Origin of the sequence: Enterobacter cloacae complex sp. P12RS, from assembly GCF_014895875.1 — a bacterium.
GTDB classification, from domain to species: domain Bacteria; phylum Pseudomonadota; class Gammaproteobacteria; order Enterobacterales; family Enterobacteriaceae; genus Enterobacter; species Enterobacter bugandensis.
The window spans coordinates 440194-452620 of sequence record NZ_JADBQO010000007.1 but is presented as its reverse complement, the minus strand read 5'-3'; the positions used below and the strand labels follow the sequence as shown (position 1 = coordinate 452620).

The window sequence follows — 12427 nt, the reverse complement described above, 5'->3', positions numbered from 1 at the left end:
CATCACACCCCTGAAGAGTAACGATTTCAGAGCAAACCGCAACGCTGTTTGCTGCGCGTTTCCGCCTCCTCGTAGAGCGTAAATTCGTCATACACCGGGCAGCCGAGCGCGGCTTCAAACGCATTGCGGCTGGCATTCCCGTGGCTGCGCGCCTGGGTTTCATTCCCGAGATTGGACTGGAAAATCCCCGCCGCGCTGACCGGAAGGAAATCTTCGTAAATTATCGGCTGGGCCACCACCCACCCGCGCTCGATCAGCGGCTGCGGGTCATCCCCCGGACGAAACGCGTGACGATGGGCCTCTCCCGCCGGGGTCAGGCGATAGCGAAAATACGCCAGCTCCTGACGGCGCAGGAACATTTCGCTGTCCGGGAAGGCGCTGAAAATCTCCCGCAAATGCAGCTGGTGCGTCAGGTTATCTTTTCCGGTTCCGGCCTGGGCCAGCAGGCTATCGTACAGTTCACGGCCTTTCGGGGTCAGTGCCACGCCGCGCTGTTCAATTTCACCGAAGCGCGCGGTGTGGGTGCCTTTATGTTCCCCGGCGAAAAGCACCGGCTCTTCGAGGGCTTTAAAGCTGGTCTGACGCAGCAGGATCGGCACTTCACGACGCGGCGGCCCTTCGATCAGAATTTTGGGCTCAATCCCGTACTTCGGCATCAGCTCCTGCACCCGGTCAATGTCCAGCGTGCGCGGCGTGAGGTGGTTGATATGGCACCCCGGGAAGCAGACCACGTCAGCTATCAGGCGGTGCTCGTTACTCAACGCCAGGTAGGTCTCCTGGTCGACCGTTGCATGACGGTGCCAGCGGAATGTTTTTAACGCTTCCTGCACAAACTCGTGCGCCTGCGCTTCGGTAAAGTGCCCTTCCGACTCATGGAGGTCAATAAGTTCCAGACAGCGCGGCGTAAAGATGTTCCGCTGAGAGAGAATTTCTGCCGCCCGCTCGCGTAACGCCACGTTTTCAATCAGCTCAAGGCGCAGCAGTGAGGTAAAGATACGAAACGGATTGCGGCACAGCGCCGCATCGTCAACCGGACGAAACGCCGTTGAGTGGACCGGTACCCCCGCCTGAGAAAGATCGTAATAGCTGACCGGGAACATGCCCATGATGGCAAACATACGACGCAGGGTGGAAAGCTCTTGTGCCGTACCGACGCGGATCGCCCCGTGACGCTCCACGTTCAGGCGCGCCAGCTCGTCGGCGTTCGCCAGTTGTTCATGTAATAGTGGATTATTTTCCAGAACCGCCAGGTTTACGTCCGCGACCAGCTCAAGCAAGGTGCCGTACTGCGGAACTTCCTGCTGGTACATCGCCGACATAGCCTGCGAAAAATGTTCCCGAATATCATCAGCCGTGATGGTGTTCGCCATGATGTCATGCCTCCAGTGAATATTACCTGGAGTGTAGAGAAGGCCGTTCCTTCCGGGGGGAAGAATTTCTGATTTGTGATCTTAAGACGCCAGTGGTTAAACCGTGTGCTACCGACCCCTGTCAGGCGCCTCGTCATCTTTTTCCAGGATTTTCCTTATGATTCGTAGCGGCTATTTTTTCTAGCCCTAAAGGGGTAATTTTTCCAAAATCACCGCTTACAAATTATTCGTTTTTGCCAAGCCATTATTATTGGCCTCAACCTTCCGATTTTTAAATGAAACTTAGGACTAATCCGAACATTTGTTTACAAGTCCTTCCCACACTTCCATATTTCCAAACCAAGCGAAGCGCAAACGCAGCAATAATTAAATATAACGCAACCGCTAATGGCGAAACGAATTTGACGTATGCCTCACAGCGACTAGAGTTATTACTCGAACGACGAGTGATACGGAATATTTTCGTATCGTACTGACATAACCAATATATGACTATGAGGTTTAATATGGCAGAGCATCGTGGTGGTTCCGGTAATTTCGCTGAAGACCGTGAAAAAGCATCAGAAGCTGGACGTAAAGGCGGCCAGCACAGCGGTGGTAATTTCAAAAACGATCCGCAACGCGCATCTGAAGCGGGTAAGAAAGGGGGACAGAACAGTCACGGCGGAGGCCGTAAATCTGATAACTCCTGATCTTATTTAGTACTCTTTTAATAAAACCTGAGAGCATGCTGCGGGCTGAAAAGCTCGCAGTACCCTTTCCTTATTTTACCGGAGCGTAATTATTATGAATATGAAAAGTGTTGAGGATGTATTTATTCATCTTCTGTCCGATACCTACAGCGCTGAAAAACAACTTACCCGAGCGTTAAGCAAACTCGCTCGTGCCGCCTCCAGCGAGAAGCTGAGCGCCGCCTTCACCGCGCACCTGGAGGAGACGCAGGGTCAGATTGAACGTATTGACCAGATCGTCGAACAGGAAGACGGTATTAAGCTCAAGCGCATGAAGTGCGTGGCAATGGAAGGCTTAATTGAAGAAGCCAACGAAGTTATCGAAAGTACGGAAAAAAATGAAGTGCGTGATGCCGCGTTAATTGCCGCTGCGCAAAAAGTGGAGCATTACGAAATAGCCAGCTACGGTACCCTTGCGACCCTCGCAGAACAACTGGGCTACAAAAAAGCCGTTAAACTTCTTGCCGAAACGCTGGAAGAAGAGAAAGAGACCGACCTTAAACTCACCGACCTGGCCGTTGGCAATATTAACCAAAAAGCGCAGAAATGACGCGATAAGACAGGTTAAATAAAATGAGCATCAGTCCCAGGACAATTAAACGGTGCCATTTAGCGGCAGCAATAATATGGTTCATTCTCGCTATCCCTTCAGTAATATGGTGGAAGAATAGCGTACTATGGGTCATTATCATCAGCATTTACGCCAATATTGTCGGCCACTTATCTGGCTACAGTGCCGCACGTGCCGATCAGGCTGCTGAAAGTGAGACCAAATAAGCGAACCCCTAATGAGGATACAATGATGAATCACGTAGAACACTACCATGACTGGCTACGCGATGCCCATGCAATGGAAAAGCAAGCCGAATCTATGCTGGAGTCCATGGCCAGCCGTATTGATAATTATCCTGATGTTCGCGCCAGAATTGAGCAACATATTAATGAGACAAAACGGCAAATTACATTGCTGGAGGAAATCCTCGACCGTAATGATATTTCTCGTTCGGTCTTAAAAGACTCGATGAGCAAAATGGCGGCCCTGGGTCAATCCATCGGCGGTATGTTCCCGTCCGATGAGATCGTTAAGGGCTCGATCAGCGGCTATGTCTTCGAACAGTTTGAAATCGCCTGCTACACCTCCCTGCTCGCTGCGGCGAAAAAAGCGGGCGATACCGTCTCCGTGCCTGCCATTGAGACGATCCTCGCAGAAGAGCGCGAAATGGCCGACTGGCTGATTCGCCATATCCCGCAAACGACGGAACAGTTCCTGCTGCGTTCAGACGCAGACGGTGTCGAAGCGAAAAAATAATCCACAGGAGAGTGCCTATGTTTCGACACGTCAAACAGCTGCAATATACGGTTCGCGTCGCCGAACCCAACCCCGGTCTTGCTAACCTTTTACTGGAACAGTTTGGCGGGCCGCAGGGCGAACTGGCTGCCGCCTGCCGTTACTTCACTCAGGGCCTGAGCGATGACGATCCGGGCCGCAAGGATATGCTGATGGATATCGCCACCGAGGAGCTAAGTCACCTCGAAATCATCGGTACGCTGGTTGGTATGCTGAACAAAGGTGCCAAAGGCGCGCTGGCGGAAGGGGTGGAAAATGAGGCTGAACTGTATCGGTCCATGACCGAAAACGGTAACGACAGTCACATAACCTCCCTGCTCTACGGCGGCGGTACCCCGCTCACTAACTCGGCGGGCGTGCCCTGGACGGCAGCCTACGTCGATACCATCGGCGAGCCGACGGCGGATCTGCGCTCGAACGTGGCGGCAGAGGCCAGGGCGAAAATCATCTATGAACGGCTGATTAACGTCACTGACGATCCCGGAGTGAAGGACGCGCTGGCGTTTCTGATGACGCGTGAGGCGGCGCATCAGCTCTCCTTTGAGAAGGCGCTGCAGTCCATTCGTAACAATTTCCCGCCGGGAAAACTGCCGCCAATCGAGGAATTCACCAACAAGTACTACAATATGTCTGAAGGTGGAGAGGTTCGCGGAAGCTGGAACAGCGATAAGCACTTTGATTACGTTGAGTCCCCCCAGCCTGCGGTTGATGGCGGAGACGGTAGCGCCAGCGTGACGCTCACAGCTGAACAGGCAACCCTGGTTAAGGCGATGTCTGCCCGCACCAAGTCCGATCCCCATTCCGACCCGCTGACCGGTGCCGAGCTGGGTGCCGGAAAGAGTAAACCGTAATCGGTTTTGCCGGGCATCCTGACCTGCCCGGCAATTCTCGTGCCCCATCGCTTCAGAGGTACGGACCATGTTCGAACTTGATGCATTTCATCTCGCCAGAATTCAGTTCGCTTTTACCGTCTCGTTTCACATTCTTTTCCCGGCGATCACCATCGGTCTTGCCAGCTATCTGGTCGTGCTTGAAGGCATGTGGCTGCGCACCAAAAACGACGTCTGGCGCTCGCTGTACCACTTCTGGCTCAAGATATTTGCCGTTAACTTCGGGATGGGTGTCGTTTCCGGGCTGGTCATGGCGTATCAGTTCGGCACCAACTGGAGCGGGTTCTCCCAGTTCGCAGGCAGTATTACCGGTCCCCTGCTGACCTACGAGGTGTTAACCGCCTTCTTCCTGGAAGCCGGCTTTCTTGGCGTAATGATGTTCGGCTGGAACAAGGTCGGCCCTGGGCTGCACTTCTTTTCAACCTGCATGGTGGCGCTCGGCACGCTGATGTCGACCTTCTGGATCCTCGCCTCCAACAGCTGGATGCACACCCCGCAGGGTTTTACTATCGAGAACGGGCAGGTCATTCCGCAGGACTGGCTGGCGATTATCTTTAACCCCTCCTTCCCTTACCGCCTGATTCATATGGCCATCGCCGCCTTTCTGAGCAGCGCGCTGTTTGTCGGCGCGTCGGGCGCATGGCACCTGCTGCGCGGCAATGATACCCCTGCCATACGCACCATGTTCTCCATGGCGATGTGGATGGCGCTGCTGGTTGCCCCCATTCAGGCCGTCGTGGGCGATATGCACGGCCTGAACACGCTTGAGCATCAGCCAGCCAAAATTGCCGCCATAGAGGGTCACTGGGAAAATCCGCCCGGCGAGGCCACGCCGCTGCTGCTGTTTGGCCTGCCCGATATGGACGAGGAGCGCACCAAATACGGTCTTGAAATCCCCGCGCTCGGTAGCCTTATCCTGACGCACAGCCTCGATAAGCAGGTCCCGGCGCTGAAGGACTTCCCGAAAGAGGATCGCCCAAACTCGACCATCGTCTTCTGGTCGTTTCGCATCATGGTCGGAATGGGCCTGCTGATGATTACCCTCGGTCTGGTCAGCCTCTGGCTACGCTATCGCCACCGGCTCTACCACTCGCGTCCGTTCCAGTGGTTTGCCCTCTGCATGGGGCCCGCGGGTCTGGTGGCGCTGCTCGCCGGCTGGGTGACCACCGAAGTGGGCCGCCAGCCGTGGGTGGTTTACGGTTATCTGCGCACGATTGACGCGGTCTCCCTGCACAGCACCCTGCAGATGAGCATCAGCCTGCTGGCGTTCTTCGTTGTCTACTCGTCGGTGTTTGGCGTGGGCTATGTGTACCTCATCCGGCTGATTAAGAAAGGCCCGCAGCCCGTCGATACGCTGACGTCAAACACGTCGGGCACCCCGGCCCGTCCACTGTCTGCCGCGGAGTCTGTTCCGGAACAGGAGAGAAACTGATGGGCGTCGATATCTCTGTTATCTGGTTTGCCATCATCGTCTTTGCCACGCTGATGTACATCATTATGGATGGCTTTGATTTGGGCATCGGCCTGCTGTTTAACTTCGTGGGCGATGCGAAAGAGCGCGATGTGATGGTCAACAGCGTAGCGCCCGTATGGGACGGCAACGAGACCTGGCTGGTGCTTGGCGGTGCGGGGCTGTTCGGCGCGTTCCCGCTGGCTTACGCGGTGATCATTGATGCGCTTACTATCCCCCTCACCGCGATGCTGATCGGCCTCATCTTTCGCGGCGTCGCCTTTGAGTTTCGTTTTAAAGCGACGCCTTCGCACCGCAAGTTCTGGGACTACTCCTTCGCCGGTGGCTCTCTGCTCGCCACCTTCAGCCAGGGGATCGTCGTGGGGGCGGTGATCAACGGCTTTGAGGTAGAGGGCAGACGCTTTGTGGGCTCGCCGCTTGACTGGCTGACGCCCTTTAACCTTTTCTGCGGTATCGGCCTGGTGGTCGCCTACACGCTTCTGGGCACCACCTGGCTTATCATGAAAAGTGAAGGCGCCCTGCAACGCCGCATGCGCGAGCTAACCCGCCACGTGCTGCTGGCCCTGATGGTGGTGATCGCGGTTGTCAGCGTCTGGACGCCGCTCGGCTGGCAGTACGTGGCCGACCGTTGGTTTACCCTGCCCAACTTCTTCTGGTTCCTGCCGGTTCCCCTGCTGGTAGGCCTGTTTAGCGTGCTGATCTGGCGGCTGACCCGCAACCCGGCCAGCCACTCGCGCCCCTTCCTGCTGACGCTGGGGCTGATCTTCCTCGGATTTAGCGGCCTGGGTATCAGCCTGTGGCCAAACATTATTCCGCCGCGCATCACCCTGTGGGAAGCCGCGGCGCCCCCCGCCAGCCAGCTGTTTATGCTGGTCGGGACCCTGCTGATAATTCCGGTGATTCTGGTGTACACCACCTGGAGCTACTACGTCTTCCGGGGCAAAGTTTCGGATACTGAAGGCTATCACTGAGGAACGCTATGACGGACTGGCATACACGGGCCATTATCTACCAGATTGATACCGCGCTTTTTTACGATATGAACGGCGATGGCTGCGGGGACATCGCCGGGATCGCGGCCAAGCTGCGCTATATTCGCCGCATGGGGGCGACGGTTATCTGGATCACCCCGTTTTACCTCACGCCCTTTCTCGATGAGGGCTACGACGTCAGCGACCATCTGCAGGTGGATCCCCGCTTCGGAAAACTGGCTGATATCATCGCCTTTATCGAACAGGCCCGGGAGCTGGGCATGCAGGTCATTATTGAACTGCTGATCCAGCACACCTCGGACGCCCATCCCTGGTTCCAGCAGGCCCGCCGCAGCCCCTCCTCGCCCTATCGTGATTACTATATCTGGTCGGATAACGACGACGACGACACGCCACCCATGTTCCCCGGCGTGGAAAAGAGCGTCTGGAGCTGGGACGACGAGGCGGGACAGTATTACCGGCACATGTTCTACCGCCACGAGCCTGACCTGAACCTGACCTCGCCCGCCGTGCTTAAGGAGATTGAGAATATTATCCTCTTCTGGCTCAAGCTGGGGGTATCGGGATTTCGACTGGATGCCGCATCACACCTCACGAAGCAGGCGGGCAGCGGTGACGAGAAAAATGGCCTGTGGATCCTGGAGCACATGCGCCGTCTTATCGAACAGCGTAATCCGGACGCGATCCTGCTTGGCGAAGTGGATGTAGACGTTGAGGTTTATAAAGACTATTTCGGCAATAACGACCGCCTGCATCTGGTGCTCAACTTCTGGCTCAACAAGTATTTCTACGTCAGCCTGGCCAGAAAAAGCGCCCGCCCGCTGCGCAACGCGGTGAAGAAGATGATCGTCCCGCCAGATTCATGCTGTTTTGCCAACTGGCTGCGCAACCATGACGAGCTGGATCTGGAAGGGATTAGCCAGAAAGATAAACAGTTCGTGCTCGACACCTTCGCCCCTGACGAGGAGATGAACGTCTATCAGCGTGGGATCCGCCGACGTCTGGCCCCGATGCTGAATGGCGATCCAAAGCGGCTGGCGTTCTGCCACGCGGTGCTCTTTTCCCTGCCGGGCGTCCCGGTGATGCGCTACGGGGATGAGATCGGCATGGGTGACGACCTTGAACTGGAGGAGCGCTACGCCGTTCGCACCCCAATGCAGTGGGCAGGTTCACAGGGCGGTGGTTTTTCGGCGGCCGATCCTGAAAAATTTATTGCGCCGATAATCGACCACGGGCCCTACCGCTATCAAAAAATCAACGTCGCCGATTCGCTGCTCCACCGCAACTCGCTCCTGCACCGGATTATTGATATTGCCAATACCCGATCGGAGTTCCCCGAAATTGCCGTGGCGCCCTTTCGCCTCATCACCCTCAATCATGACGCGGTGCTGGGGATCTATTACGAGACCGACGAGCGCAGCATTCTGACATTCGTAAACTTCAGCGACCAGCCGGTGCAGTTCACCGCCAGAGGGATCCGCAACGCCACCTGGACCGCCTGCCTCGCGGACAAACGCTACGACGACGCGCTGGTTTGCGGCAAAACCGTCGAACTCAGTATTGGCGCCTACGGTTACCGCTGGTTCTGGACGCACCGCAGCGCGCTGCGCTGATTAGCGTTTCCGGCGGGTTATCAGACGCGTCAGCATAATCCCCGCCACCGCGAGGGCCCCCAGCGCCACCTTACCCGGCATACCGGAGGTGACGGACGTAGCGCGGTTCTTCGCTTCGTCGGTAAAACGACCATGGATTTTGTGCAGGTCGTCAATCGGCTGGTCGAGATAGTCCCGCCGATCCGCTGCGTTCAGATCGTCGGTCATCTGGCCTTCCCAGGCTTTTTTTACCATCAGACGGTCAAGGTAGCCCGGAAAGAAGAATTGCCCGACGATGGACTGGATAGTGCTGCTGCCCACCCACAGCTCGCGCACCGGTTTCTGCGCAACCTTAAAGATGGCGCTGGCGGCCACTTCAGGCTCAAAGACCGGCGGCACCGGTCGCATCGCCCAGGCGAACTTATTCCTTGCCCATTCGAACTGCGGCGTATTGAGTCCCGGCATCTGCACCATGGAAAGCTGAACCCGGCTGTTCTCGTGCATCAGCTCCGTGCGCACCGCATCGGTGAATCCGCGGATCGCCGCTTTGGCCCCGCAGTAGGCCGACTGCAAAGGGATGGAACGGTAGGCCAGTGCGGACCCCACCTGAATAATCACCCCCCTGTCGCGGGGTACCATCAGCTCCAGCGCGGCGCGGGTGCCGTTAACAAATCCGAGATAGGTAACATCCGTCACGCGACGAAACTCATCCGGCGTCAGGGTACGAAACGGCGCCAGCACGGCCCCCATCGCATTGTTGACCCAGACATCAATCGCCCCGAGGCGATACTCGATCTCGTTAGCCGCATCCACCACCGCCTGACTGTCGGCGACGTCCGCCTGCACCGCGTGGGCATTAACGCCGAAGCGGCGCAGCTCTTCCTGGGTGGAGTGTAGGCTGGCTTCATCGCGGGCGATAAGCCCCACATCGTAACCTGCCTTTGCAAATTTCAGCGCCGTGGCTTTTCCCACGCCCGCCGTCCCGCCGGTAATCACTATGACCGCCATAGAACCTCCGCGTGAATTTAGCCGTTATTGCCGTCCGACAATGTTGTCACCAGTTCAGCGAGCGAAAATTGCACCGCTTTTTCCACCACATCCTGGCAGTCGCCGGAGAAAAGGACGGTGCGGGTTTTCGTCTCACCGCAGATATTCCAGGCAAAGCAGACCGTTCCCGCCGCCGTGCCGTCATCGCCCCCTTCCGGGCCCGCGTAGCCGCTGATGGCGATGCTGATATCCGCCTGGGCAATGTCGCGGATGCTGGCGGCCATCTCGGTCACCGTCTGTTCACTGACGGCGGTATAGCGCGCCAGCGTCTCCTGACGCACGCCGAGGATCCGCGATTTGGCTTCATCGCTGAACACAACCAGCCCGACGTCATAAAAATCGGCCGTGTTTTCCTCTGCACACAGCGCCACCGAGAGCTTTCCTCCCGTGCAGGATTCCGCGGTGGTTAAGCGCAGCCCGGCATCGGTTAATTTACTCGCCAGCTTTTTGGTGAGTTCACTCACGGTATAATGACTGTCGTGTAAAAGATTGCTCATCTTACCGCCTCTTATTTTTCAACAGGAATGATTGAAATATGTCCATTGCGCTCAAGTATGGCATATTTAATTTCGCTAAGTTCTGTAATGCCATTATTTTGACGCGCTGACACCAGAATATCATCACAAGATACGTCGACTTTTTTTAGCTTATCCGCTAATGGAACGCCATTCTCAACCAGAATCACAGGGGTCCCATCAAGAATATTCTCCACCGGGGAAAAATATTTCTTCATCAGGCCAAATATAATGTCAACGACCACCAGTGTGGTAATGGTAATCATTGCGCCGGTAACGGAGAAATCCTGCCCCAAAAGCGCCTGCTGCGTCGCCTCACTAATAATTAAGAGGAGGATGAGATCAAAGCTGGTCATCTGCAGCAGCGCCCGTCGCCCTGCCACTTTAAATACCACCACGAGAAACAGATAAATCGCCAGCGCGCGAAAGACCATGTCCATATCTGCCTCCTAGGGGTAAATAAATTGCCAGAGGTTAATCTCCGGCTCGTTGTTGACGCGGATGACGGTGTTCCATTTACCGGTTCTGGAAGGTGTCGTGAAGTATAAAACAGAGAAGTTGTCTGATTTTTGCAGGTCGTCATAGACCAAATAGAGGGTTTTGCCGTGGCTATACATTTTGTCTGGCTGCGGCCAGACGCTGCCGGGCTCGTACACGTCGCTGCTGTCGGTGGTCAGGCTGAGGGTATAGCTGCCCTCCTTCTTCACCGGGAAGGTGATCTGCATTCTTGACTCCGTCTCCCGCCGGCCGAAGCGTTCATAGTTTATGCTCAATGAGTTAGCGGAATTGGTTTTGGCCGTATCGCTCACCATCCCGCTGGAAAACAGACCAGCAACCGCTGCGATGATAATAGCCAGAAGGACCACAAAACCCACCTGGCGAAATGAATATTCAAACCTCAACAAGCGATAACTCTCATCTATCCCGGGTAACTTTTCATTTTCATGCTTCATAGTCGTTGTCACCGTTTCGCTTATTTCAAGATAGTTTTGATTTCCAAAGAGAATGTTTTTAAGACTTATCACATTTGCCACATAAAGGAATAGCAACAATACTTAATATGTCAAGACACTCAAAAATGAAGGATATCAGATGAAATTATCACTTATTTCCGCTTTTTTGATATTTCTGGTTCCAGCTGCATGGGCAGATAATAACGGCGGGTTACAAAAAGGTGAAGCACCGCCACCGCCCCACGCGCTGGACAGCGGATATCGTGGAACCGACGACGCGCGTATTATGACCATCGATCAGGCAAAACAATTGCACGATGGCGCGACAATTTCATTGCGCGGTAATCTTATTGACGGTAGCGGCGATAAGTTTGTATTCCAGGATAAAACCGGAAAAATCGACGTTATTATTCCCCAGGCAGTCTTCGACGGCAGAACGGTAAAACCCGATCAGATGATCAGTATCAACGGTTCGCTTGATAAAAAATCATCGCCTGCCGTCGTTCGTGTTGATCGTTTGCAGAAATAATTCAGCGAAGCGTTAACGCTGCAACTATCCATCAAATCTCACCCCTTGGCTTAAGGAGTCAGCTATGAGTGATACTACACAACGTACGAACGCTTACCCGAAACCCCCGTTCCCGGAACAGCCGCAAACGCCGCCGGGGCTGGCGTCTGAAATGCAGCCTGTACCCGACCACGGTGAAACAAGCTATAAAGGGCATGGCCGCCTTGCCGGCAAAAAAGCGCTGATCACCGGTGGTGACTCCGGGATTGGACGCGCAGTGGCTATCGCCTACGCCCGTGAAGGGGCAGACGTCGCCATCAACTATCTGCCTGAAGAAGAGAAAGATGCCGCCGAGGTTATCGACCTGATCAAAGCGGAAGGCCGCAACGCCATCGCGCTGCCAGGAGACGTCCGGGACGAAACCTTTTGCCAGAATCTGGTCGAAGAAGCCGTTTCGAAGCTGGGCGGACTGGATATTCTGGTCAACAACGCAGGCCGTCAGCAATTCCGGGAATCCCTTGAAGAGCTGACCACCGAAGATTTTGACGCGACGTTTAAAACCAACGTTTACGCCCCCTTCTGGATCACCAAGGCCGCCCTGCGCCACCTGAAAGCGTCGTCCGTGATCATTAACACCTCCTCCGTTCAGGCGGTGAAGCCCAGCCCCGTACTGCTGGACTATGCCCAGACGAAGGCCTGTCTGGCGGTGTTTACCAAATCCTTAGCCAAACAGCTGGGTCCGAAAGGCATTCGCGTCAACGCGGTCGCCCCCGGCCCGTACTGGACGGTACTCCAGTCCAGCGGCGGCCAGCCGATGGAGAAAGTGAAGGAGTTCGGGGGTGATACCCCGCTGGGTCGTCCGGGACAGCCCGTCGAGATTGCCCCGCTGTACGTCACGCTGGCCTCGGATGAGTGTTCCTTTACCTCCGGTCAGGTATGGTGCTCTGACGGCGGCGACGGCGTGATCTAAAACGGTTTGCAGTTTATCCCTCCGCAGTGAGCAATAAATG

At 55.5% G+C, this 12427-nt stretch carries 15 protein-coding genes; 10 read left to right on the top strand and 5 right to left on the bottom strand.

Annotated elements, in window-relative coordinates; translation table 11 throughout:
• Positions 1 to 26 precede the first annotated feature (26 nt).
• Positions 27 to 1370 (bottom strand): VOC family protein, encoded by a 1344-nt coding sequence (locus tag IM284_RS05070; RefSeq protein ID WP_047368525.1) that lies wholly within the window; start codon positions 1368 to 1370, stop codon positions 27 to 29.
• Positions 1371 to 1876: 506 nt separating this feature from the next.
• Between IM284_RS05070 and IM284_RS05065 the strand changes: the two genes are divergently transcribed.
• The 8 genes from IM284_RS05065 (at position 1877) to IM284_RS05030 (ending at position 8415) form a co-directional block, all read left to right on the top strand.
• On the top strand, positions 1877 to 2062 hold the full coding sequence (locus IM284_RS05065) for a general stress protein (protein WP_004150795.1): 186 nt from the start codon (positions 1877 to 1879) through the stop codon (positions 2060 to 2062).
• A 94-nt stretch (positions 2063 to 2156) separates the two neighbouring features.
• Complete coding sequence (locus IM284_RS05060) at positions 2157 to 2651, top strand: ferritin-like domain-containing protein (RefSeq protein WP_008502272.1); 495 nt, start codon at positions 2157 to 2159, stop codon at positions 2649 to 2651.
• Positions 2652 to 2674: 23 nt separating this feature from the next.
• Positions 2675 to 2878 carry a hypothetical protein gene (locus IM284_RS05055; protein ID WP_008502273.1) on the top strand — a complete coding sequence of 68 codons (204 nt, stop codon included), beginning with the start codon at positions 2675 to 2677 and terminating at the stop codon, positions 2876 to 2878.
• Between the two features lie 25 nt (positions 2879 to 2903).
• Positions 2904 to 3410 (top strand): ferritin-like domain-containing protein, encoded by a 507-nt coding sequence (locus IM284_RS05050; protein WP_047368524.1) that lies wholly within the window; start codon positions 2904 to 2906, stop codon positions 3408 to 3410.
• Positions 3411 to 3427: 17 nt separating this feature from the next.
• Positions 3428 to 4300, top strand: a complete 873-nt coding sequence (locus IM284_RS05045; RefSeq protein ID WP_028013106.1) for a manganese catalase family protein — start codon at positions 3428 to 3430, stop codon at positions 4298 to 4300.
• Between the two features lie 67 nt (positions 4301 to 4367).
• Positions 4368 to 5771 (top strand): cytochrome ubiquinol oxidase subunit I, encoded by a 1404-nt coding sequence (locus tag IM284_RS05040; protein WP_028013105.1) that lies wholly within the window; start codon positions 4368 to 4370, stop codon positions 5769 to 5771.
• On the top strand, positions 5771 to 6781 hold the full coding sequence (gene cydB / locus IM284_RS05035) for a cytochrome d ubiquinol oxidase subunit II (RefSeq protein ID WP_193055741.1): 1011 nt from the start codon (positions 5771 to 5773) through the stop codon (positions 6779 to 6781). The genes IM284_RS05040 and cydB overlap by 1 nt, the downstream gene beginning before the upstream one ends.
• 8 nt (positions 6782 to 6789) lie before the next feature.
• Positions 6790 to 8415 (top strand): alpha-amylase family protein, encoded by a 1626-nt coding sequence (locus tag IM284_RS05030; RefSeq protein ID WP_047368523.1) that lies wholly within the window; start codon positions 6790 to 6792, stop codon positions 8413 to 8415.
• On the opposite strand, the gene IM284_RS05025 is transcribed toward IM284_RS05030, so the two are convergent.
• From IM284_RS05025 to IM284_RS05010, 4 genes are read right to left on the bottom strand one after another with little or no spacing between them, the layout of a single operon-like run.
• Positions 8416 to 9402 (bottom strand): SDR family oxidoreductase, encoded by a 987-nt coding sequence (locus tag IM284_RS05025; RefSeq protein ID WP_028013102.1) that lies wholly within the window; start codon positions 9400 to 9402, stop codon positions 8416 to 8418. It abuts the gene before it with no gap.
• A 17-nt stretch (positions 9403 to 9419) separates the two neighbouring features.
• Positions 9420 to 9938 (bottom strand): 2-oxo-tetronate isomerase, encoded by a 519-nt coding sequence (locus IM284_RS05020; protein WP_047368522.1) that lies wholly within the window; start codon positions 9936 to 9938, stop codon positions 9420 to 9422.
• An 11-nt stretch (positions 9939 to 9949) separates the two neighbouring features.
• Positions 9950 to 10396, bottom strand: a complete 447-nt coding sequence (locus IM284_RS05015) for a DUF421 domain-containing protein (protein ID WP_028013100.1) — start codon at positions 10394 to 10396, stop codon at positions 9950 to 9952.
• A gap of 9 nt (positions 10397 to 10405) precedes the next feature.
• A complete protein-coding gene (locus IM284_RS05010; protein WP_047368521.1) occupies positions 10406 to 10909 on the bottom strand; it encodes a hypothetical protein in 504 nt (167 codons plus the stop codon).
• 139 nt (positions 10910 to 11048) lie between these two features.
• Here IM284_RS05010 and IM284_RS05005 point away from each other — a divergent pair, with 139 nt between their 5' ends.
• A complete protein-coding gene (locus tag IM284_RS05005; protein ID WP_008502282.1) occupies positions 11049 to 11438 on the top strand; it encodes a YdeI family stress tolerance OB fold protein in 390 nt (129 codons plus the stop codon).
• A gap of 64 nt (positions 11439 to 11502) precedes the next feature.
• On the top strand, positions 11503 to 12387 hold the full coding sequence (locus IM284_RS05000) for an SDR family oxidoreductase (protein ID WP_047368520.1): 885 nt from the start codon (positions 11503 to 11505) through the stop codon (positions 12385 to 12387).
• Positions 12388 to 12427 lie beyond the last annotated feature (40 nt).